The sequence below is a fragment of the Falsiroseomonas sp. CW058 genome, assembly GCF_050563535.1.
In the GTDB taxonomy this organism is placed as follows: Bacteria; Pseudomonadota; Alphaproteobacteria; order Acetobacterales; family Acetobacteraceae; genus Falsiroseomonas.
Genome location: NZ_JBNXUO010000044.1, coordinates 1 through 23,907 on the forward strand (window position 1 = coordinate 1; position 23,907 = coordinate 23,907).

The following is a 23,907-nucleotide window of genomic DNA, read 5'->3' on the forward strand; positions in this document are numbered from 1 at the left end:
AAAACAGGCCCGCAGGAGATATCCGCGGGCCTTTTTCAATGTCTGAAGGGGCGAGGTCCTTGGCTTGGGCTATTCAGGCCGAACCCCGGCCCGCTGCGCCACATCCCTCCAGCGTGCGAGTTCCGGCGACAGGATCGCGCGGAATGCATCTGGCGTGCTGATGATGGGGCGCATCCCGGCTGCCGTGATGCGGTCCGTGAAGGTGGTGTCGGCGGCAACGCGCTGGATGCTGTCCGCCATGCGGGAGATGATCTCGGGCGGCGTGCCCGCCGGCACCACGAAGCCAAGCCAGCCGCTCGCCTCGTAACCGGGGAAGCCCAGCTCCGCGAGGGTGGGCACATCCGGGAGGATGGGGTCGCGCGTCGCGCCGGTTGTGGCCAGGACGCGCGCCTGGCCGCCGCGCACCGCCGGCACCACGGAATTCAGCGTCGTCATCGCCAGGTCCACTTGGCCGCCCAGCAGATCCGTCAGCGCCTGTGGACTGCCGCGATACGGGACATGGGTGATGTCGATGCCGGCGAGCTGCTTCAGGAACTCGCCCGCCATGTGCCCCGAGGTGCCGTTGCCGGGTGTCGCATAGGTGAGGATCCCAGGTCTGGCCCTCGCGGCCGCGACCACCTCCGCGACGCTGCGGAAGGGTGAAGCCGCGCGCACGACCAAGCCGTTGTCGTTGGCGCCGACCAGCGCGACGGGGTCGAAGCCGTTGATGGGATCGTAGGGAAGGGCGGGATTGATCGCCGGGCCGATCGCCAGCACGGCGGAATTCGCCATCAGGATGGTGTAGCCGTCCTTCGGGGCGCGAAAGGCTGCCTCGGTGCCGATCACGCCGGCACCGCCGGCGCGGTTCTCGACGACCACGGGTTGTCCCCACATCTCGCCCAGGCGTTGCGCATAGGCACGCGCCAACTGGTCCGTGCCTGCGCCCGCAGGAAAGGGGACGATGATGCGCACCGCGCGGCTCGGCCAGGGCGCCGTCTGCGCAATGGCAGGGGGCGCGAGGAATGCGCCGCCTGCCAGCAACATCGACCTGCGGTTCATGTCCATCCTGCGCGGCCCCTGCATCCCGGTGCACCGTCATGCTGCCATCCACAGGCCGGATCGCGGAAGCACCTTTCCCGCACCGGGTCCTGCAACGGGCGGCCGACCCGTCCCGGGCAGGCCGCAGGTGGTGGTCATCCGGGCAATGCGAGCACCGTCCCCGGCAGGGACGCATCCGATATCGCGACAGGGCGGACCTGCAGGGTGGAGATCTCGGCGAAGGCGGGGGTCGTCAGGCCCGGGCTGTTGCCCAGCCTCAGTGTCGTGAGACTGGCCATCGGTGCGCCCGACAGAACCTGCGGCACCCCGCCATTCACGGACAGCGCCAGGCGCCCATTCGCCTCGAAGGCAAGCCCGAAGGAGAACGGGGTGCCCGGCGCAATCGGATTGCCGGTGGCATCGACCTGCACGCTTGCGCCCGCGCTGGTCCGCACCATCCGCAGATACCCGAATTCCGTGCCCAGCACGGCGACGCGGTTCACATTCCCCCCGTCGTCGATCTGGAGGAGCCAGGGATAGGAGACGCCACCGCCTCCGAGCCCGCGCAGCAACCCGCGACACAGCACCGTGCCCCGGCCGGACGGGAACAGGGTTGCGAAAGGTGCCGTGACGATCTCCGCCCCCCGCGTGCTGGTCGCGACGCTGCCCGGCGCCGGCAGGACCGGGGTCGAGGCCAGGGCGGCCTGCTCCAGCGTCGGCCAGCCGATGAACAGGGTGACGTCGACCACGACCCCCGTCTCCAGCGTTGCGATGCGCAGGCAGGGCCGTACGGACTGCGTCCCGACCTGGGCCAGCGTGGCGCTCCGCAGCACGCGCTGCGGCACGGCCCCAAGGGAGGCAGTGACCGAGGCACCGAAGCCCGAGGCGAGCGTCGCCCCCCCTGCGTCGAGTTCCAGCAAGCCAAGGCTGATCTCGTGCGCCCCCGCCGGCAGCGTGCCTGCAACCACCGCCAGGAACACGCCAGCCGTCCAGGGCTGCCCTGTCGCCGCGGCCACGGCCCCCGGTGCCTCCAGGAACAGGTTGGCCTGGCCCGCTGCGGTGGTGCCCTGCAGGCGCAGCAGCACCCCCTCGACGCCGCCCAGCACCGTCCGGCCGAGGGTCGAATGGCTCAGCCCGCCGGGGGCGGCGAGTGTCCAATGGGTCGGGGCCGTGCCCGGCGTGCCGGCGGCCGCACCCTCGGCGCGCGGGTTGCGCAGTGCGTTGCTGCGCTGCCCCTCGAGCAGCAGGCGCCGCTGCGTCCCGGCGTGGCGGGGAAGGTTGGCGGCGAATTCGGCCCAGGACACGCCATCCGCCCCCGGGGCGGTCGCGCGTGTCGCGCTTTGCGCCCGCATGAGGGCGAGCGGCGTGCGTATCGCATCCGGCTGGATCAGGGGCGCGCGCGCGTCGGAGACGCCAAGGACGGCGAGCATCAGCGCCCCTTCCTTTCGGACTGACCGCAGCGGACGGGGAGGATCATTGCGTCATGTCTCCTGGTCGTGGGGACATCCCGCGGCGATGACCGCGCGGACGCCATGGCGGCGCTGCGAGACCGGCGCAGGGACGGATCGGGATGTCGGGGATGGCGGCGGGCAGGGCTCCGCCCGCGGCCATTCGCCACATGCCGGAATGACGTCCGTAGGTCAAGATAATATTCCCAGCGCACTTCGGGCGTCCTCGATCCGCTTGATGGCGGCAGGGTGGGTTGCGGGCGAAAACCGGCGCGCCCGACCCATCGAGGGTGTCTCTCCCTCATGCAAATGCATCGCCCAGCCTTGGCATCCAAACATGTGGCTCCAGGAAACACGAAATCGTGAGTTCAGTTACGAATCTCCGTGGCGCGGATCACGCCTGCCGCTGGCGGCGCACGCGACGGGTGAGGAGCCAACTCCGATTGCTGGCGAGACCCGGCCCGCAACCAACCTTCGGTTGCAGTTCGAAACGGAAGCGGTGCGCGCCTGATCGTTTCGAAAAAAGTGCGCAACTGAAAAGTTGTATTGGACGGGCTTTTCTGCGTCCCTGGATCATCGCGCGATCATTTCGCAACAACCTTCCACCGCAGGAACCGTTTCTGAAACGCAAAAGGTTGACTCTGAACGACCTGTTAACAATCCTGTGTCGGATCGACTGCCGCCCGGCGGCATCGCACGACAACGGGAGTTCAAGACATGGCCGACGGCATGAACCTGAATGGCAGCAACGCCTCGAACATCATTCGCGGCGGCAGCCTTGGTGACACCCTCGATGGCAATGGCGGCAACGACTCCCTCTATGGCCGCGCCGGCAACGACTCGCTCGACGGCGACATCGGCAATGACGACCTGACCGGCGGCGCCGGCGCAGACAGCCTGACCGGCGGCGCCGGCACCGACCTTGCGCGCGTCGCGACCGACAGCCTAGCCGCCGCCGACATCGTCGCCGTCACCTCCGGCAGCGGCGCGCCCTACTGGACGGTGGCCGCCGGCATCGACGGAACCGACGTGATGCGCGGCGTGGAGCAGGTGATCGACGCCGGGGGCGCCCGGTTCCTGCTGGTCGGCGCCGGCGGCTATGCCACCATCCAGGAAGCAGTCGACGCGGCGCTGGACGGCGACACCATCATCATCGCCGCCGGCACCTATGCCGAACAGGTCGAGATCGACGGCATCCTGGACCTGACCATCATCGCGCGTCCGGGCGCAGTGCTGACCGCGCCGGCCGGCACCCTTGCCGAGACGGGGGTGGACGCCGCCAGCGGCCGCGCCATCGTGTCGCTGCTGCATGTCGTCAACAGCGACGGGTTCTCCCTCTCCGGGCTCGAGGTCGACGGCGCCCGCGCGGCAGGCCGCATGGGCGGCGATCCGGATGCGAACTATGTCGGCATCTACATCGGCGACAGCGATGCCAGCCTCACCGGCGTGAACGTCCATGACGTCGCCGATCCGATGGCCGGGTCCGACGTCTCCGGCATGCAGCGCGGCATCGGCGTCGTCGCCAGCGCCACCGCGGGTTCGCCCAAGGCCTTCGCGCTGACCGGCAGCGACCTCTCCGACAACCAGAAGGGTGGCGTCGTCGCCCGCAACGTCGAGGTCACGATCACCGGCAACGTCATCACCGGCAACGGGTCGCAGCCCGTCATCGCGCAGAACGGCATCCAGCTTTCCGAAGGCGCCTTCGGCGAGGTGAGCGGGAACACGATCTCCGGCTTCGCCTACTCGCCCGGCACCACCGTCGCCAGCACGATCCTGGTGATGAACTCGGCCGGCGGCCTGTCCATCTCCGGCAACACCTTGACCGGTGAGCCGGGGGCCGGCGATGCGGGCATCGTCGTGCTCGACAGCGCGCAGGTCACCGCCACGGGCAACACCATCAGCGGCTACGCCTATGCCGTCGTCGACATGGCCTCCGCGGCCCCGCTGGGCGGCACCAACACCCTCACCGACAACGACTTCTTCGACAACGACGTCAACCACGGCTTCTACCCGCTCGGCACCGAGAACACGCCCTTCCTCCCCTCCGCCACGGATGGCGCCGATGAGCTTCAGGGCGCCGCCGCGAGCGACTTCCTGAGCGGTCTCGGCGGTGATGACACGCTGCTCGGCCAGGGCGGGGACGACCTGCTCGACGGCGGCGCGGACAACGACAGCATGGCAGGCGGCACCGGGGACGACACCTACCTGGTCGACAGCCTCGGCGACACCGTTTCCGAAGGGAACGATGAGGGGGCGGGCGTCGACCTCGTCATTGCCTCCGTCGACCACACGCTGGCCGACAACGTCGAGAACCTGACCCTCGCCACGGGCGCCGCCGCCGGTACCGGCAACGCCCTGGCCAACATCATCACCGGCAACGACGACGCCAACGAGATCCGCGGCGAAGGCGGGCACGACCTGCTGCAGGGCGCCGGGGGCGACGACCTGCTCGAGGGCGGCGCGGGCGATGACGACCTGCTGGGCGGCGCCGGCGACGACGAGATCTCGGGTGGCGCAGGCACCGACCATGCCGTCTTCGACGAGGAACTGGCGCCGGCCGACATCGAATGGGACGGGACGGCCTGGGTGGTCACGACCGCATCGGGCACGGACCGGCTGACGGGCGTCGAGGTCGTCGTGGACAGCTGCGGCGGCACCTTCCTCCTGGTCGGGCCGGGGGCTTATGCCACCCTGCAGGACGCGGTCGACGCGGCGTCGGATGGCGACACCATCCTGGTCGCCGAGGGCAGCTACGATGGTGCGACGGTCACCGGCAAGGCGCTGTCCATCATCGGCCGCGGCCAGGGCAGCACCACGCTGACCGGCCCGCTGCTGGTCGGCGGCGAGCTGAACGGCGAGGTCGCCGTCTCGGGCCTCACCCTCGACGCGACGGGCGAGTCCTACGGCATCCTGGTCAGCGCCTTCTCCTCCGGCATGGCGGGCAGCATCTCGCTCGACAACGTCGCCATCACCGGCGCCAGCGAGAACGGCTTCGCCTATGTCCGCACCGGCAACAGCGGCGCGCCGACGCAGGCGGACACGATCGGGGCCGTGTCCATCACCAACAGCGTCTTCACGGACAACGGCCAGAACACCGGCTCCGGCGGCACAGGCGACATCCTGCTGTTCGGCTTCAACGGCGACCTGACGATCACCGACACCACCATCACGAACGCCACCGGCAACGCCACCAAGGCGATCCAGATGCGCGGCGTCCAGCTGCCCGGCGACGTGGCCGGCACCGGCCCCTACAGCCCGGCGGGCGACGTCGCCATCAACGGCCTGACGATCACCGGCGCCTACCGCACCGACGTGATCGCCTTCTACCGCCTGTCCGGCTTCGCCAGCTTCGAAGGTGCCGACAACCTGGTGCAGGTCACCCGCGGCAACGCCAACGACAATGCGGGGCTTGAGCCCTGGGCGCTGATCAACTTCGACAGCGTCGGCGGCACGGTCGACCTGACCGGCTTCTTCGACGCCGCTTCCTCCAACGACGCCGCGGCGAACGGCACCGACCCCGCGCGTCCCTGGGTCATCGGCAGCCAGGCGGGCCTTGCCGGCACCGATTTCTTCACCGGCACGGCGGGCTTCGACTCCCTCAACGGCCGGGCCGGAGCGGATGTCATCGACGCCGGCGCCGGGGACGACCTCATCATCGGCGGCGCCGGGGCCGACTACCTGTTCGGCGGCGCGGGCGACGACCTGTTCGTCGCCGCGGTGGGCGACCTGCCCGAGTCGATCGCCGATGGCGGCACCGGCACCGACACGCTCCGCATCTCGTCCGGCACCGGCACCGCGGTGCTCGGCAATGCCGTCGCCGGCATCGAGGTCATCGAGGTCGCGACCTCCACCGCGACGCTGGGGGCGGTCTTCACCGGCACCGATGCGGTGAATGTCGACGCATCCGAAGCGGACGGCGTGCAGTCCATCACCGGCAATGCCGGCGCGAACGCGCTGACCGGCGGCGAGGACGACCAGGTCATCACCGGCAATGCCGGCAACGACACCCTGGCCGGCGGCGCCGGCCTCGACGAGCTGTTCGGCGGCGCGGGCGCCGACCGCCTGGACGGCGGCCTGCATGCCGACCTGCTGGACGGCGGCGACGGCGCGGAGCTCGACACCGCCGTCTATGCGGCCGACTATGGCGACGCCACCTTCGGCGTCGACGATGACGGCCGCCTGACGGTGACCATCCACGGCACGACCGACACGCTGGCCCATATCGAGCGGATCGAATTCGCCGACCGCACCGTCCTCCTGGTGGATTGCGCGGGCACGATGTCGGACCTGACCACCATCGGCGCGGCGATGACCGCGGCGAATGCGCAGGGCAGCCCGGTCACCGTGCTGGTCGCCCGCGGCAGCTACGCCGAGAACGTCACCATCGCCCGCGGCGACCTCGACCTGCTGTCGATCGAGGGACGCGACGTCACCACCATCGCCGGCAACGATGCCGGCGCCGAGCAGGGCGCGGTGCAGTTCACCGCCGGGCTCAGCGGCGTGCGCCTCGGCGCCGCCGGCCAGGGCTTCACCATCAACGGCCTGAACGGCAACGGCGCCAGCGAGAAGGCGGCGGTCTACCTGACCGGCAACCAGGCCGGCCACGTCATCCAGGGCAACGAGATCGTGGCCGAGGGCGACAACGGCCTGATGTCCGAGGCCGGTGGCGACGTGGACAACCTGCTGGTGGATGGCAACATCTTCTCCGGCCAGACCTTCGTGGGGCCCACGCCCGGGGGCACCGGCTTCGCCACCCAGTTCGACCCGGGCAACAACGTCCCGCGCCAGCTGGTGGTGCTGGGCAATGGCGCCGGTCCCGGCCAGGTCTCCAGCAACATCACCTTCTCCAACAACCAGGTCACCGGCACGGCCGGCGGCACCAATGCCGGCGGCGTCCAGGGCAACACGCTGGTGACGATCGATGCGGTGAACTCCCTGGTCGAGGACAACGTCTTCACCGGCTTCACCGACCGCTTCGGCACCGCCATCCGGGTCCGCGGCGCGGGCACGGACGTGATCGACAACGTGCTCGACCACACCGGCGGCGGCGCCAGCCGCGGCATCTTCGTCCAGAACGCCAATGCCGACAGCAACTTCTCCGGCAACGTCGTCGATGGCGGTGCGGGTGCCGACGTCATCACCAGCATGACGCCGGGCGCCGACACCCTGAACGGCAATGACGGGAACGACTACCTCGTGGGCGGGAGCGGCGCCGACGCCGTGGATGGCGGTGCGGGCGACGACGTCGTTGCCGGCACCGTGCAGGACCTCACTTCGGACGTGATCGACGGCGGCGACGATGCCGACCTGCTGATGGTCACGGGCGGCACCGGCACGCTGGTGCTCGGCGCCGACGTGACGGGGATGGAGCGCATCGCCATCACCGGCGCCGGCAACATCGGCGTCGACGCCTCCGCCCTCACGGGCATCGTCGGGCTCGACGGCAACGCCCAGAACAACGCGATGACGGCCGGAGACGGCGCGCAGAGCCTCGACGGCGGCTCGGGCGACGACACGCTGGCCGGCGGCGCGGGCGACGACGTGATCACGGGCGGCGCGGGCACCGACACGGCCGTGGTCTCCGCCACGCTCGGGGCGGACGCGGTTACCACCACGGCCGGCGGCTGGGCGGTGGCGCTCGGCGGCGGCGAGGTGGACGACCTGCGCGGCGTGGAGATGATCCGTCACGCCGGCGGTACGGTCCTGCTGGTCGGCAATGGCGGCTACGCAACCATCCAGGCGGCGGTGGACGCGGCGGCGGGGCTGACGGGCGATGTCGGCATCCTGGTCGCCTCCGGCGACTATGCCGGCTTCAGCGTCGGCGCCTCCACGCCGGCGAACCTGACCATCGCCGCCGCGTCCGGCGCGACCGTGACGGTCAAGGGCAGCTACAGCGCCGAAACCGGCATCCCCGCAGGCGTGACGGCGGATGCGTATTTCCAGTCCGGGTCGGGCGGCTACGGCAGTTCCCCCGGCATCCTGATCGGCCGGGGCAACCTGACGATCTCCGGCATCGACGTGACGGATTTCGGCACCGGCATCGCCTTCGCCGCCGGCACCATCGCCGACGTCACGCTGCAGGACATGGACATCTCGCAGGGCCTGGTCGGCATCGACCTCGGCGCCGCGCCGACCGGGACGGGGCGGGAGATCTCCGCCCTCACCATTTCCGGCGGCATCTTCCAGCACCTGTATGAGGGCATCGTCGGCCACCGCGCGGCGTCCGGCGCGCAGTCCTCGCTCACCGACCTCGAGGTGAACGGGACCGCGTTCAGCGGCCTGACCAGCAAGGGCATCTACCTCGAGGCGCTGGACGGCGGCCTGTTCACCGGCATCACCATGACGGATGTCGGCCAGTTCGGCCGCGGGGCGTCGGGCTTCGGGGGGCCGACGGGCGCCTTCGGCACCGGCATCGACATCAACCTGAAATACGGCACCTTCGGCGGCGCGGTCACCATCACCGACTTCGCCTTCACCGATGTCGGCCTGTCCTCGGGCGGCGGGTCGCCGCACCATGCGGGGGCCGCCATCTCGGTTAAGGCGCGCGACGATGCGGGCGGCTACCACCTCAACCCGGCGGTGCTGAGCGGGGTCGTCACCATCTCCGACGGCACCATCGACGGCACCTCGACCGCCATCCGCGTCGGTGAGCCGAAGACCAGCTACGCCGCCGATGCCAACCGGTCGCAGATGGGCGACACCGAGGTGGTGGTGACCGGCGTCTCCATCACCGATGCGGCCACCGCCGCGGTGGACAACCGCACGGTCGGCGCTTCGGTCACCCTCACCCTCTCCTCGGGTGACGACGCGTTCACGGTGAACCCCGCCTCCTTCGGCGGCGTCACCGTCAATGCCGGCGGCGGCGCCGACGATGTCACCGGTGCGGCCGGGGCAGAGGCGCTGAACGGCGAGGCCGGGAATGACGACCTCGCCGGCGGCGGCGGCGACGACACGCTGTCCGGCGGCGCGGGCGACGACGTCCTGTCCGGCGGCGCGGGCGCGGACAGCATCTCGGGCGGCGATGGCGACGACGTCATCACCACCGACGGGCTGGACGGCGTCGCCGGCGGCGATGGCCTCGACGAGCTCCGCTCGACCGCCAGCTTCGACCTGCGCGACGCGGCGGATGTCGAGAACCTGGTGCTGCTCGGCGGCAGCGCGGGCACCGGCAACGCGCTCGACAACGCGATCACCGGCAATGCGGGCGCGAACACGCTCGATGGCGGTGCGGGCAACGATGCGCTGGCGGGCGGGGCGGGGGACGACGTCTATGTCCTCGACAGCGCGCTCGACACCGTCACCGAGGCCGCGGACGAGGGCACGGACACGGTGCGGTCCTCCGTGACCACGACCCTGTCCGCCCATGTCGAGAACCTGGTGCTCCTCGGCTCCGGCAACATCGACGGCACCGGCAACGGGCAGGCGAACCTCATCACCGGCAATTCCGGCAACAACATCCTCGACGGCGGCGCAGGTGACGACAACCTGGCCGGCGGCGCGGGCAACGACACCGTCCTGGCGGACAGCGCGGGCGATACGGTGAGCGGCGGCGACGGCACCGACCTTCTGGTCAGCGCCGTCTCGGTCGACCTCTCCTCCGACGACCGCGGCTTCGAGAACATCGAGCTGACCGGCGGCGCCGACATCGACGCAACCGGCAGCGCGGGCGCCAATGCCATCACCGGCAATGCCGGCAGCAACGTCATCGACGGCGGCGCCGGCGCGGACGCGATGGCGGGCGGCGCGGGCAACGACACCTACCTGGTGGACGATGCCGGCGACACCGTGACGGAGGCGGCCGGGGCCGGCACGGACGAGGTCCGCTCGACCGTCTCCCTCACGCTCTCCGCCAATGTGGAGCGCCTGGTGCTGCTGACGGCGGGCACCAGCGGCACCGGCAATGCCGGCAACAACACCATCAGCGGCACCACCGGCGACGAGACGCTGGACGGTGGCGCGGGGGCGGACAGCCTGGCCGGCGGCGCGGGGAACGACCTCTACATCGTCTCCGATGCCGGGGATTCCTTCTTCGACACGGCGGGCGTGGACACCGTGCGCAGCGCGCTCGATATCGCGGCCGGCGAGACGATCGAGGTGATCGAGCTGCTGAATGGCGGGACGGCCGCCTATGGCGGCTCCGGCTCCAACACCATCATCGGCAGCAACGGCGGCAACACGCTGGATGGCGGCGGCGGGGCGGACAGCCTCTCGGGCGGCAGCGGCGCGGATGTCTTCGTGGTGGACAATGCCGGTGACCAGCTGGCCGATGCGGGCGGGGTGGACCTGGTCCGCAGCGCCGTCAGCTGGACGCTCGGCACCGGCTTCGAGAACCTGACCCTGACGGCGGCCGGCACCGGCACCGGCAATGGCGGCAACAACGTCATCACCGGCTCCACCGGGTCCGACTCGCTGTCGGGTGCGGGCGGCGACGACACCGTCATCAGCGGCGGCGGCGGCGACACCATCTCCGGCGATGCCGGGGCGGATTCGCTGGTCGGCGCCGGCGGCAACGACATCTTCATCGGCTCCGGCGGGGACAGCATCAACGGCGGCGCGGATGTCGACACGCTGGACTTCAGCGCGGCGTCCGTGGCGCTGCGGATCGACATCCGCAGCACGGCCTTGCAGAACGTCGCGGCCAGCATCGGCAACATCGCCGTGCAGGGCGTCGAGAACCTGATCGGCGGCAGCGGGGACGACCAGCTGACGGCGAATCTGGGCGCCAACCTCCTCGTCGGCGGGGCAGGCGTGGACCTGCTCACCGGCGGGGCGGGGGCCGACACGCTCGATGGCGGCGACGGCCTCGACTCGGCCTCCTACGCGACGGCGACCGCCGGCGTGACGGTGAACATGGAGGACACGAGCCAGAGCACCGGCGACGCGTCCGGCGACGTCTTCATCAGCATCGAGAACCTGCTGGGCTCCAACTTCGAGGACTTCCTCACGGGCAGCGAGGCGGCGGCCGAGCAGATCCGCGGGCTCGGCGGCGATGACTGGCTGGAGGGCCTGGGCGGGAACGACACGCTGGAAGGCGGCATCGGCGCGGATATCCTTTCCGGCGGCGACGGCGTCGACGTGGCCAACTACATCCGGGCCACCACCGGGCTGACGGCATCGCTGGCCAACAGCGCCGCGAACACCGGCGAGGCCGCCGGCGACGTGTACTTCTCCGTCGAGGGACTCATCGGGTCGAACTTCAACGACAGCCTGGCGGGCGATGCCGGCGACAACAGCATCAACGGCAGCGTCGGGAACGACACCATCGATGGCGGTGCCGGCGCCGACACGATCGACGGCAGCACCGGGACCGACACGGCCAGCTATGCGTCGGCCACGTCGTCGGTGAGCGTCAACCTCGGCAGCACCGTGGTGCAGAACACCGGCAGCGGCGGGCTGGACAGGCTGCTCAACGTGGAGAACGTCATCGGGTCCTCCTTCGTGGACAACCTGACCGGCAGCAGCATCGCCAACCTGCTGGACGGCAGCGGCGGCAACGACGTCATCTCCGGCAATGCCGGTGCCGACACGCTGCTCGGCGGCGCGGGCGCCGACAACCTGAATGGCGGCACCGACAACGACCGGCTCGTCGGGGGCGCGGATCGCGACACGCTGGCGGGCGGTGCCGGGGCGGACGTCTTCGTCTGGTCCGCGCTGTCCGAGAGCGGCACGACGGCGGCGACCGCCGACCGCATCACGGACTTCGTGGCGGGCACCGACGACATCAACCTCGCCGGGATCGGCGGGCTGAGCTTCGTCGCCGGCGCCTTCACCGGGGCGAACCAGGTGCGGGTGGCCTTCAACGCCGGAACCGGCACGACCGAGGTCATGATCAACACCAATGCGAACACGGCGACGGTGGAGATGATGATCGTGCTGACCGGCAACGTCGCCCTGACCGCGGGCGACTTCATCCTCTCCTGAGCCTGGAAGGGGCGGGCCACGCGCCCGCCCCGGCCGTCGGAGGGATACGGGGAGCGGCAAGGGCCGGCCCCCCGGCACGCGTGGCGCATCCGGACGGGGCCGGAACACCAGGCCGGCATCGGCACGGATGCGACCATGCGGAGATTGGCCGGTGAGGCCGGCGAACGACATGTCCCGGTCCCCGGATCGCCCGGGGTCCCGCCGATCCTGCCTGGCGCCCGGGTTCAGCCCTGTGCCAAGGCGTCCCGCATCGCGCGGCGCAGCGCGCGGACAGTGAACGCTTTCGGGGCAACGGCGTGGCCATCGCCGTTCGCCGCGCGGGCCGAGTAGAATTCCACGGCAAGCCGCTTTGCCCGCAACTCCGGCTCCTCCTCCCAGAGCTGCGCGATGGTGGCGAGGAAGGGCTGCATGTGCCGTTCGACATGCACCTTGTCGGCCAGGTTCTGGAGGTAGAGGATATCCGGCAGCCGCTTCGTCTCCCGCAGGCGCGTGGTGATGTCCATGCGCGCGCCGAAGCGGCGCTTCGCCTCCTGCAGGTCGAGGCCGCCGTAGCAGTGCCGCAACAGGCCGCGCAGCGCGCTGGCGACATGGTAGTCGCTCATCACGATCTGCGGGATCTCCACCACCGCACTGGCGCCGATCTCGCCCGCCATGACGATGGAAGTGAAGCCGCCGGCCGATGAGCCGTAGAAGACGATGCACCCGGGCGGGATCCCGAGGCGCGCAGCAAGCCCGCGCAGCAGCGCGGCCGCCGTCTCGGCGTAGAAATGGTCCGGCTCGCCCTGGAACCACCCGCCGAGCAGCCCGGGATCGAGCGCGAGCGTCGGGTCGCTGAGCGCCACGCAGGTGGCCTCCGGGAAGTCCGCCATCCAGGACCAGCGGTGGAAGACCGGCAGCGAGATGTCGGTGCGGGTGGACAGCGCGGACTGCCCGAAGACCAGCATGACCTTCGCATCCGCGCGTCGCTTCACCAGCATCGGGAAGGTAACGCCGCGGACCGTCGCCTTGACCTCCACGAAGTCGTCGGGCGGCAGGTCCAAGTCCAGAAAAGAGCCGTCCGTGGTCGCCTGAAATCCGGAGCGCGGGTGAAGCCCGCGCGCTGCCGTGGCCGCCATGGGCGGCGCTAAGGGAGGCAGACTTGGCGTGGGAAGGAAAGGAGAACTGTCCGCAGATGATGGTTCAGGACATGCCAAGTCGGCCGACGTGACCTGTGATCTGCCCTGCGGGAGCGTAGACGTCGGGGCCGCTGCCGCAGCGGAATCCGGGTCCGGCCTAGTGGGCGACTGCGGATCGGAGTTCATCCGGCTAGCCCCCGGCAGACCGCAGCTTTGTGTCGGTAACACCCTGCGCTAAGCGAAGGCGGTGGAAGGCGTAAGGAAACATCCGCAACGCTCTCAATCCGTCCGGGGCCACCCGATATGTGCATGATCGCGGCGTCGTCAGACGCACAAACCAACGAATGTTCGCTCGATCTCCTCGCGTGTAGCGGGAGTACCTGTTCCGACAATCCGTTCCAAAGCTTGCCGCTTCTTATCATCAGGCAAACCGAACAGGGTGTCGGAATTCGGGTGAACCGATCGGACGTACAGGGGCTCTCGACCGTCGACGATCGTTGGAGCGCGGAGGTCGACCGTCGTGTGGGTTCCTGGCGGAAGCACATGGGCACTGCTGACCGAACCGCGTTCGATATCGTAATTACCGACATAGGCGAGGCCTTGAGCATTGAACGGCAGGCGCGTGTGGTGAAACTTTTGCAGAACAGCCTCTGCGCCGTTCCAGATGGCACAGTAACCTGACGAAAAAGAAATGCAGTATCCCGAGAAATTCTCGGAAGTATATTTAGATAGATGCTGAAAGTATTTTGGCGACAGAATGTCGTCATCATCCAGCCGTACAGATGCATAATTTATCCGTCCTGAAAGTCGTAAATCTTTGCACAATGAAGCGATTGCTCGAATCAGATCGCGGTTGACCGATGCGTCCTCTTCAAAAGACAAGTACCTAATCGTCATCCATTTGTAAGTTTCTGACCAGGTGTTAAGGCGATTTTTCACCCAACTAGGGAGCGCATCGGAGGCGTAAACCAAATGCCTAATTTGCTCGATCTCGGAGGCAGCGTTGATGTTTTGGGCAGATAGTTCAAAAATATTGCATCTATCGCGCAGCCGGCCTTCGTCGCCAATAATGCTTTTCACATAATCATCGAAGTTCTGATCACGGCCTATCCGCCAGCTTCCTGGATGGAAATTCTTGTTGATGAGACTGAATCTGGTGTAGATAATTATGGGTGCTGTCATTGTGTTTCCTGATTCGTCTATCTCCCGGTTTCCTTTTTACAAGATGGCCGGGTGCGTTTAGGGACGATGCTAGGTGCGTGAGCCCAGCAATTCGCGCATGTAGGTCTCGATCGCGGCATCGGCGGCGAAGCGGCTGGCGCCGTGGATCGCGGCCTCGCCCATCCGGGCCTGCCGCGTGCGGTCGGCCAGCAGTCCCGCCAGGTGCTTCACCGCCAGTTCCGGTCTCGTCAGCGGATAGAGGTATCCGTCGGTGCCGTCCCGCACGAGTTCCTGCAACCCGCCCACCGCGGCGCAGACCGGGGGCACGCCGCAGCTCATCGCCTCCAGCACCGCCAGGCCGAAGCTCTCGAACTTGGAGGTGGAGAGCAGCGCGCCGCCCGACGCCCGGACATCGGCCAGCAGAGCCGGCATGGCTGCGTTCGACAGGTTGGTGATCCAGCGCGCCTTCTCGGCAAGGCCCAGCGCCTCGAGCCGGGAGAGCAGGGCGATCACCGCCGGCCGTTCCGCGCCCCCGCCGGTCACGATCACCGGGCGGAAGGCCGCGCGCCGGCGCAGGCGCCGCATGACCTCCAGCGCATCGCCGAGGTTCTTGTCAGGGTTCAGCTTGCCGATCCAGAGCAGGATCGGCTCCCCCGCCGCATCGGGGCCGGGGGGCAGGGGGCGGAACAGGTCGGGGTCGACGAAATTGGGGCAGACCCGGATGCGCTCCGCCGGGTAGTCCACCAGCACCTCCGCCAGCTTCCGCTTCAGCCAGGCGGAGGGGCAGAGGATGCGCTGCACCCCCGCGAAGCCGACGCCGCGCATCCGCCGGAACGCCTGTTCGAGCGAGGTGTGGACCTCATACACCACGCCCGGCGCGCCATCGCCGAGCAGCGCCACCACCTCCGGCTGGTCGAGCAGCACATGCAGCGCGCCGGGTGCCGCCGCGACGGTCTCGGCGCACCAGGGGTGGAAGCGGTCATCCGGGCAGAAGCGCAGCGTCACGCCGTCCAGCGCGTCGAGGTCGGGGCGGCCGCCGAGGTCGCGCAGGAAATGCAGCACCACCGCGGCCTGCACGCCGCGCCGCCGCATCAGCGCGATGCGCTGCTTCAGGATCGAGGTGACGCCGCCGAGGTTGCAGTAGTCGTAGTAGAAATGGATGGCGCGCTCACTCGGCGGCATCGGCACGCTCCCGCCGCGGCGGCGTGACCCCGCTCTCCCGCATCAGGTCGAGCAGGCGGAGCCGCCAGCTGGCCCCCGACAGGATGCGCTCCGCCTCATCCCATTCCGCCCCGTCCGGGCGATGCGCGATGGCGCGCGACAGGGCATCGGCCAGGCCGAACTCGTCGTAGCAGAAGGTCAGCGGGAAGCTCTCCAGCGACCCCATCGGCACGGACACGACCTTGAGGCCGAGGGCGAGGTATTCGTAGACCTTGATCGGATCCACCCCGCGCGACAGGCGCCCGGGCTTGAAGGGGATGAGGCCCACATCCCACCGCTGCGCGATGGCGATGATCTCCTCATGCGTGCGGGAGCCGAGATGGACCACGTTCCCCGGCAGGGCGATCCGCGGCATGTCGAAGCCGATGATCTCGAACCTCGCCTCGGGCAGCGCGGCCGCGGCATGCAGCAGCGCGCCCCAGTCGAACCACTGTTCCGTCAGGTGGCCGAAATAGCCGACCAGCGGCTGCGCCGGGGGCGCTGCGGCGTGCCGGCGCCGGGCCGCGGGGCGCAGCGCGGCGGTGGCCGCGAGGAATTCGTCCGTCGTCGCGTTGGGCGAGACCAGCACCTTCGCAGCGTCCGTCGTGTAGCGCCGCATCTTCGCCTGCAGCGAGGGGCTGACGCAGAACACGCGTTCGGCCTGCGCGGTGGCGTGGCGCTCGAACGCCTCGTCGTACCAGCCGGCGCTGCCGACGGCGGCGAACTCCTCCCACTCGTCCCGGCACTCGTAGACGTAGCGCCAGCCATGGTGGCGGAACAGGCCGATGTTCCGGCACAGTTCGAGGTCGGGCATGCTGCCGATCAGCAGCCGGTGCCGGCCGGGCGCGCGGGCGGCGACCACGCCGGCGATCCGCGCGAAGATGTTGAGCGGCACCTGAAGCAGCCGGTCGCCCGTGCGCCCGAACTCCGTCTCCCCCTCGCTCGGCGAGTAGGTGTAGATGGTGGAACAGCCCAACCGCGCGGCATCGCGCGCGAACATCATGGACCGGTTGGCGCGGTTCGCCTCTCCGATGCGCTTCGTGCCGGTGTAGATGCAAAGGAAGGTGCCGTCGGGGTCGGCCGCGTCCATCACCGCCTCCAGCTCCTCCCGGATGCGGCGTTCGACCGCCGCCTCGGACATGGCGACGAGGGTGAGGCGGCGGTCCAGCTCGATGCGGCCGGCCTTCGCGCCCCAGGGGTGGAATTGCAGCCGCAGCCGTCGCGCATCGGCGGGCGCGGTGAATCGCATCAGCGCATCGCCCGGGTCGAGATAGGCGAAGGACCCGAAGCGCGGGGAATGCGCCAGTCCCTTCGGCGCATCCCGCGCGGGCGAACCGTCGGCGCGTTCGAACTGCGCCTGCAGGACGAAGGCGCGCGCCGTCGCGGCCCCGGCGACGGACAGGCCGAGCGTGTAGGTGAAGCCCCCCTCGACCTCATGCGCCGCCGGCGCCATGGCCGGCTGGCTGTCGAGCGCGATGGCGTCCCGCGCCGCGGCGGGGGCGGGCGGTGGCGGCGGCGGGGCAGGTGGCTCCGGCGCCCGCGCCGCGCGGCGCAGCAGGTCGAGCCGCACGCGACCGACCGAGATGGCCCCGGCCGGACGCCAGAGCCGGAAGGCCACCTCGACGAGGACGACCTCGGCCGCGACATGCAGTTCCACCGCGAAGCCCGCCGTCCCGCCGGCCGCCACGGCGGGCAGGTAGCGGTATCCCCGCCCCGTCTCGCGCGAGACGGGCCAGCCCAGCGGGTTCTCCACCCGCCGTCCGTCCTGCAGCACATGGGCGAGCATCAGGATGGCGCCGCGCCCCGTCTCCTCCCGCTCGGCCGAGAGGATGCCGCGCAGGACGAATTCGCCACCGCCCGGCGGGGGTGGGAAGCTGTAGGTCACGACATCCCGGGACAGGCGATGCACGGCGAAGGTCCACGATGGCGGGGCGGGCGGCCTCAGCCCAGGGGCGCGACCTCGGCCGTCACCTGGGCGACGCGGATCGACGGGTTGGCGAAGGGGAGGAGACGGAGCACGGCGCGGGTCGCGCCCGGCGGGACGGTGATGCGGAGATCCACCTCCCCCGCGACATTGTCGGACTCCACGCCGACATAGGTGAAATGGCCGTAGCGGTCCGACTGGCGGAAGCTCTTGTGGCCTGGCGATATCACGCCCATCGCGGCATCCAGGAAGCAGGCGGTCAGCACGCCGGCCTTGCGGTTCCGCTCCATCTCGGGGTGCGGCACGAGCGAATAGGAAAAGCGGAGCGCCAGCAGGTCCCGGGGCCGGACCTCCTGCACCATGTGGAACAGCACGCGGCGGTCCGCCGGCACGGCCAGTGGCCCTTCGGCCAGCGAAGGGGGCGCGTCCTGCCGCCCCGCGGCCTGGTCTTCTCTGGTCGGGCGCGGGTTCGAGGAAGGCACCATGGCTGCCGAATCCTGGGACGGGGGCTGCGGCGGAAGCGCCACCCGTCACTGCCACGCTTAGGGCGCGGCAACCCTGGTCGTCACTTCCTCAACGTTTCTCCTGCAATTCCATCATCTCCGCAAGTTGTGATTGAGATGCGGGCGCCAATGGAGCGCGGGGGTTGATGGCGCCCCCTCGTGGCGGCCCGGCAGGGCTTGGCGCGTCAGGCGACCAGGTCGAGCAGCCGCCGCAACTCCGCCTCGGGCTGCGCAAGGTCGGCGATGGTGGTCGCGTCCAGCACCGCCAGGAAGGCCTGCCGCGCCGCATGCAGCGCATGCTTCAGCCGGCAGGCCGGCAGGATGGCGCAGGGTGCGTCCGCGAAGCAGGGGACCAGGGCCATGTCCGGCTCCATGCAGCGAACCACCTCGCCGGCGGTGATCGCCGCCGCCGGCCGCGCGAGGGCGAGCCCGCCGCCCCGGCCGCGGAGCGTGGCGACATAGCCCGCCTGGCCCAGCTGGTGCGCCACCTTCATCAGATGCGCTTCCGAGATGCGATAGGCGCGCGCCACCTCGGCGATCGTCGCGCGGCCTTCCGGCTTCAGCGCGAGGTGGATGAGCATCCGCAGGGAGTAGTCGGTGAGGGTGGTGAGCCGCATCGCGGAAAAGATACATCTTCGGTGTTGCTTTGCAAGCGGCGCCAGGCATAAGGTGCATCATAGATGTATCTTAAAGGCGCCGCGATGAACCCGATCCGCCTCTTCCTGCTGCCCGGCAACCTGGTCAGCGACGTGCTGCATGTCGACGACGTCGACAGCCGCAGCATGCTCCGCACGCTGGTCAACATGCTGGTGTGGAACCTCGTCGCGGTGCTCGCGGTGCTGCCCTTCGTCTGACGGCGCCTGCCCCGCGGCATCATCGAGCGTTTGTGAGGCTGCGCCCACGCAACGACGTTGCTGCCGTGGTGGACGGCGCCGACCCGGCGCGCGAAGCATTCACGACAGCCGCCGCGGAATTCGCCTGCATCAGCAGGGCTCCAATCGGGATGAACTGCCATGGCCGAACGTCTGACCAAATCCGCGACGCGCAACATCTTCTATGGTGGATCGGCTTTCTTTTTTGTCATCTTTGTCGCATTGACCATCCACAGCCACCTCTACATGACCAGTACTAGCGCGCCGACTTCCGCGATGACCGACAGCATCGTGCGCGGCAAGCATCTCTGGGAACGGCATTCCTGCATCAACTGCCACTCGCTCCTCGGCGAGGGCGCCTATTTCGCCCCCGAACTCGGCAATGTCTGGCGCCGCTACGGCGGCCATGAGGACCGTGAAGGCGCCCGCGCCGCCTTCGCCGCCTGGATGGCATCCCAGCCCAGCGGCATTCCCGGCCGCCGTCAGATGCCGCAGTTCAACCTGACGGAGCAGGAGATCAACGATCTCGCCGATTTCCTGGAATTCGTCAGCAGGATCAACACCCAGGGTTGGCCGCCCAACGAGGCCGGCTGAGGGGATCGGAAGCACATGAAATACGCAAGCCAGGGCGTTGCCCGAGTCTACTTCATCGGGGCGCTCCTCCTTTTCATCGTGCAGGTGCTGTTCGGCCTGCTCGCCGGCGCGGTCTATGCCATGCCGAACTTCCTGGCCGAGACGCTGCCCTTCAACATCCTGCGCATGGTCCACACCAATGCGCTGGTGGTCTGGCTGCTGATGGGCTTCTTCGGCGCCGCCTACTACCTCGTGCCGGAGGAGGCGGAGCGCGACATCGAAAGCCCGATGCTCGCCTATGTCCAGTTCGCGCTGCTGATGGTGGGCGCGCTCGCCTCGGTGGGCGGCTACCTCATGGGCATCCATGGCGGGCGCGAATTCCTCGAGCAGCCGCTCTGGGTGAAGTGGGCGATCGTCGTGGTCGCCGGCATCTTCCTCTACAACATCGGCATGACGATCCTGAAGGGCCGTCGCACCGCCATCACCAGCGTCCTGCTGCTGGGCATGGTCGGCGTCGCGGTGTTCTGGCTCTTCGCGATCTGGAACCCCGAGAACATCGCGGTCGACAAGCTCTACTGGTGGTACGTGATCCACCTTTGGGTGGAAGGCGTGTGGGAGCTGATCATGGCCTCCATCCTCGCCTTCCTCGTCATCAAGATGACCGGCGTGGACCGCGAGGTGGTGGAGAAGTGGCTCTACGCCATCGTCGGCCTGGCGCTGTTCTCCGGCCTGCTCGGCACCGGTCACCACTACTACTGGATCGGCGCCCCGGGCTACTGGCAGCCCATCGGCAGCTTCTTCTCCACGCTCGAGATCGCGCCCTTCTTCGCCATGGTGGTCTTCGCCTTCACCATGGTCTGGCGCGGCCGGCGGGACCATCCGAACCGCGCGGCGCTGCTGTGGTCGCTCGGCTGCACGGTCGGCGCCTTCTTCGGCGCGGGCGTCTGGGGCTTCCTGCACACGCTGCACTGGGTGAACTACTACAGCCACGGCACGCAGATCACCGCGGCGCATGCCCACCTCGCCTTCTACGGCGCCTACGCGATGATCAACCTCGCGGTCATCACCTACGCCATGCCCTATCTGCGCGGCCTGCAGCCCTACAACCAGGTGCTCAACATGTGGAGCTTCTGGATCACCACCTCCGCCGTCGTCTTCATGGCGGTCACGCTGACCTTCGGCGGCGTCGTGCAGGTCCATCTCCAGCGCGTCATGGGCATGACCTACATGGAGGTGCAGGAACAGCTCACCCTGTTCTACTGGATGCGCTTCGGCTCCGGCGCCTTCGTCCTGCTCGGCGCGCTGCTCTTCGTCTGGGCGGTGCTCGGCCCGGCGAGGGAGGAGCGCCCGGCCAGCATGTCCACCGCGCCGCAGCCCGCCGAATGAGCGCGGCCACCGCGAGGGAAGGGGTGGCGCCGGATGCGGCGCCACCCGGCGCCGTGCCCTTCTACGCGCCCACGGGGCAGGAGGTCGCGCTGTTCGAGCACGCCTTCCGCCACCGCCTGCCGCTGCTGCTCAAGGGCCCGACCGGCTGCGGCAAGACGCGCTTCGTCGCGCACATGGCGGCGCGGCTCGGCCGCCCGCTCTACACCGTCGCCTGCCATGACGACCTGACGGCCGCCGACCTGACCGGGCGCTACCTGCTGAAGGGCGGCGACACGGTCTGGACCGACGGGCCGCTGACCCGCGCGGTGCGCGAAGGCGCGATCTGCTACCTCGACGAGGTGGTGGAGGCGCGCAAGGACGTCACCGTCGTGCTGCACCCGCTGACCGACGACCGCCGCGTCCTGCCGCTGGAACGCACCGGGGAGGTGCTGGAGGCGCCGCCGGGCTTCATGCTCGTCGTCTCCTACAACCCGGGCTACCAGAACGTGCTGAAGGGGCTGAAGCCCAGCACGCGCCAGCGTTTCCTCGCGCTCGACTTCGGCTTTCCCCCGCCGGAGGCGGAGGCGACGATCGTCGCGCAGGAAAGCGGCCTGGCGCGCGACCGCTGCGTGCCGCTGGTGCGGCTGGCCGGCGCGCTGCGCGACCTGAAGGGCCAGGACCTGGAGGAGGGCGTCTCGACCCGCCTGCTGGTCTACTGCGCCACGCTGGTCGCCGCCGGCATGAAGCCCGCCCAGGCCATCCGCGCCGCGATGATCGAACCCCTCTCCGACGATCCGGACGTGAAGCAGGCCCTGCTCCGCGTCGCGGAGATCACGCTCGGCTGAAGGGGCGCCAGGCGATGGCCTTCCCTTTCTTCGAGCCCGAGGAGACGATCGGCCAGCAATGGCACCGCCTGGTTGGCGGCGCCGCGAGCTGGGCGCACCACCCCGATGCCGCGGTGCGGCTCGACGCGATGCGCACCCGGCTCGGCGTGATGTTCCGCGCGCTCGGCGGCGACCGCGGGGCGCGGCTGATGGCCGCCGGCGCGGCCGTCTCCGGCCACCGCCTGTCCTTCCGCCAGCGCCTCGGCCTCGGCGAGGCGGAGAAGCTGGAGACGGCGCGCTTCGACGGCGCGACGCTCGAGCTGCCCGCCGCGCTGGACCTGCTGCCCGACCGCGCGGGGAACGAGGCGCTGTACGAATGGCTCGCCGCCTGGTTCGCCGCCGCCGGCCCGGCCGCGCCCGTGCCGGCGGACCCGCTCCTGGCCGACATCGCCCGGCTGCGCGCGGCGGGGGCCGCGACGGCACGCATCCTCGCGGCCTGGCCCGGCCTGAGCGGGCATCACGCCCATCTTGCCGCCGCGCTCCGCGCCGCGCGCCCGCGCCGCCGTCTGCCCCGGATGGAGGCGGCGGTGGAGGCCGCGGTCCTCGCCCTGCTCGGCGCGCCGGATTCCCTTCCGCCGGACGCCACGGCGATGCTCGACCCCGCCGTCCCGTCCGACCGCTTCCGCGCGCCGCGGCGCTACCGCCCCTTCCTGCCCGTGCCGCTCTGGGGCGAGGTGGTGGCCGCCCAGGCGCCCGCACGGCGCGAGCAGGGCGCCGAGGAGGAGCGCGGCGGGGACGCCGCCGCGGCCGATGCGCGCCGCCGCCGCGCCCGCCGCCGCGGCAACGACCAGACCCGCCGCCGCGACCCGCTGCTGCTGAACAGGTTCGAGACGATCATCGGCCTGGCCGAGATGATGAACCTCGCCCGCGCGGTCGAGGATGACGACGAGGAAGGTGCACGCAAGGCGGCCGACGACCTGGACGAGATCGCGGTCGGCCAGCACCAGCGGCGGGCGGCCACGCGGCTCAGGATGGAGCTCGACCTGCCCTCGGAGGCGATCGCGACGGCGGCGCTCGCGCCCTCGCTCCATCTCTACCCCGAATGGGACCACACGCGCGGCGCCTACCACCGCGACCACTGCCGCGTCATCGCCGAGCCCGCGCCGACCGAGGGCGGCGAGCCCTGGCAGCCCGACGAGGCAACGCGCCGCCGCATCCGCCGCGTCCGCCGCCAGTTCGAGGCGCTGCGCCCGCGCCGCCAGATCCTGCACGCCCAGCCGGATGGCGAGGAGCTGGACCTTTCCGCCGTGGTGCGCGCCCTGGCGGACCGCCGCGCCGGCGCGCCCGGCAGCGACCGGCTCTACAGCGCCGCCCGCACCAACCAGCGCGACCTGGCGGTGGCGGTGCTGGTCGACGTCTCGCTCTCCACCGACAGCTGGATCGAGGACCGGCGCGTGCTGGACGTGGAGAAGGAGGCGCTGCTCGCGCTGGTCGGCGGGCTCGATGCCTGCGGCGACGAACATGCGGTGTTCACCTTCACCTCCCGCCGGCGGGACGCGGTGTGGCTGCGCACGGTGAAGGACTTCGACGAGGGGCTGGACGAGACGGTGGTGCGGCGCATCGGGGCCTTGCGGCCCGGCCACTACACGCGCATGGGCGCGGCGCTGCGCCACGCCGCGCGCCGCCTGGCCGAACGGCCCCGCGCGCACCGCCTGCTGCTGCTGCTGACCGACGGCAAGCCGAACGACACCGACCACTACGAAGGCCGCTACGCCGTGGAGGACACGCGCCGCGCCATCCGGGAGGCGCGGCGCGCCGGCACGAAGGTGTTCGGCATCACGGTGGACCGGGAGGCGCGGGACTACATCCCCTATCTGTTCGGCCCCGGCGCCTACGCCATGTTCCCCGACATCTCCCGCCTGCCCACCGCCCTGCCGGCGATCTACCGGCAGGTCGTCGCGTGACGCGGCGGGCGCGCGATCCT

13 protein-coding genes and 2 pseudogenes are annotated in these 23,907 nt (G+C 70.1%); 7 read left to right on the plus strand and 8 right to left on the minus strand.

Translation table 11 applies throughout. The features are described from left to right. Window positions 1–69 precede the first annotated feature (69 nt). On the minus strand, window positions 70–1,044 hold the full coding sequence (locus ACK8OX_RS23085; RefSeq protein WP_430666622.1) for a Bug family tripartite tricarboxylate transporter substrate binding protein: 975 nt from the start codon (window positions 1,042–1,044) through the stop codon (window positions 70–72). Window positions 1,045–1,172: 128 nt separating this feature from the next. Further along, window positions 1,173–2,447 (minus strand): hypothetical protein, encoded by a 1,275-nt coding sequence (locus ACK8OX_RS23090; protein ID WP_430666623.1) that lies wholly within the window; start codon window positions 2,445–2,447, stop codon window positions 1,173–1,175. Window positions 2,448–3,194: 747 nt separating this feature from the next. Here ACK8OX_RS23090 and ACK8OX_RS23095 point away from each other — a divergent pair. Beyond that, window positions 3,195–11,531, plus strand: a pseudogene (locus tag ACK8OX_RS23095) (hypothetical protein); the annotation flags it as partial. A 129-nt stretch (window positions 11,532–11,660) separates the two neighbouring features. Beyond that, window positions 11,661–12,386: pseudogene (locus tag ACK8OX_RS23100) on the plus strand (hypothetical protein); the annotation flags it as partial. 224 nt (window positions 12,387–12,610) lie between these two features. Here the strand turns inward: ACK8OX_RS23100 and ACK8OX_RS23105 are convergent. The 6 genes from ACK8OX_RS23105 to ACK8OX_RS23130 all read right to left on the minus strand — a co-directional run bounded on the left by ACK8OX_RS23105 (window position 12,611) and on the right by ACK8OX_RS23130 (window position 18,906). Beyond that, a complete protein-coding gene (locus tag ACK8OX_RS23105) occupies window positions 12,611–13,426 on the minus strand; it encodes a hypothetical protein (RefSeq protein WP_430666624.1) in 816 nt (271 codons plus the stop codon). A 399-nt stretch (window positions 13,427–13,825) separates the two neighbouring features. Then, window positions 13,826–14,683, minus strand: a complete 858-nt coding sequence (locus ACK8OX_RS23110) for a glycosyltransferase (protein ID WP_430666625.1) — start codon at window positions 14,681–14,683, stop codon at window positions 13,826–13,828. Between the two features lie 69 nt (window positions 14,684–14,752). Next, window positions 14,753–15,844, minus strand: a complete 1,092-nt coding sequence (locus ACK8OX_RS23115) for a glycosyltransferase family 4 protein (RefSeq protein ID WP_430666626.1) — start codon at window positions 15,842–15,844, stop codon at window positions 14,753–14,755. Beyond that, entirely contained in the window at window positions 15,831–17,771 is a 1,941-nt protein-coding gene (locus ACK8OX_RS23120; protein WP_430666627.1) for a glycosyltransferase, read from the minus strand. The genes ACK8OX_RS23115 and ACK8OX_RS23120 overlap by 14 nt, the downstream gene beginning before the upstream one ends. Before the next feature lie 32 nt (window positions 17,772–17,803). Then, complete coding sequence (locus ACK8OX_RS23125) at window positions 17,804–18,271, minus strand: hypothetical protein (protein WP_430666628.1); 468 nt, start codon at window positions 18,269–18,271, stop codon at window positions 17,804–17,806. A 203-nt stretch (window positions 18,272–18,474) separates the two neighbouring features. Then, window positions 18,475–18,906 (minus strand): Rrf2 family transcriptional regulator, encoded by a 432-nt coding sequence (locus ACK8OX_RS23130; RefSeq protein WP_430666629.1) that lies wholly within the window; start codon window positions 18,904–18,906, stop codon window positions 18,475–18,477. Window positions 18,907–18,990: 84 nt separating this feature from the next. On the opposite strand from ACK8OX_RS23130, the gene ACK8OX_RS23135 reads away from it, so the two are divergent. The 5 genes from ACK8OX_RS23135 (at window position 18,991) to ACK8OX_RS23155 (ending at window position 23,887) form a co-directional block, all read left to right on the plus strand. Further along, window positions 18,991–19,143 carry a hypothetical protein gene (locus tag ACK8OX_RS23135; RefSeq protein WP_430666630.1) on the plus strand — a complete coding sequence of 51 codons (153 nt, stop codon included), beginning with the start codon at window positions 18,991–18,993 and terminating at the stop codon, window positions 19,141–19,143. 159 nt (window positions 19,144–19,302) lie between these two features. Beyond that, window positions 19,303–19,755, plus strand: coding sequence for a c-type cytochrome (locus ACK8OX_RS23140; RefSeq protein WP_430666631.1), 453 nt, complete (start codon window positions 19,303–19,305; stop codon window positions 19,753–19,755). A 15-nt stretch (window positions 19,756–19,770) separates the two neighbouring features. Further along, window positions 19,771–21,120, plus strand: a complete 1,350-nt coding sequence (locus ACK8OX_RS23145) for a cbb3-type cytochrome c oxidase subunit I (protein ID WP_430666632.1) — start codon at window positions 19,771–19,773, stop codon at window positions 21,118–21,120. Next, window positions 21,117–21,944: a CbbQ/NirQ/NorQ/GpvN family protein gene (locus tag ACK8OX_RS23150; protein WP_430666633.1), complete on the plus strand. Its 828-nt coding sequence runs from the start codon at window positions 21,117–21,119 to the stop codon at window positions 21,942–21,944. Before ACK8OX_RS23145 ends, ACK8OX_RS23150 begins: the two co-directional genes overlap by 4 nt. A 14-nt stretch (window positions 21,945–21,958) precedes the next feature. Continuing rightward, a complete protein-coding gene (locus ACK8OX_RS23155) occupies window positions 21,959–23,887 on the plus strand; it encodes a nitric oxide reductase activation protein NorD (protein WP_430666634.1) in 1,929 nt (642 codons plus the stop codon). Window positions 23,888–23,907 lie beyond the last annotated feature (20 nt).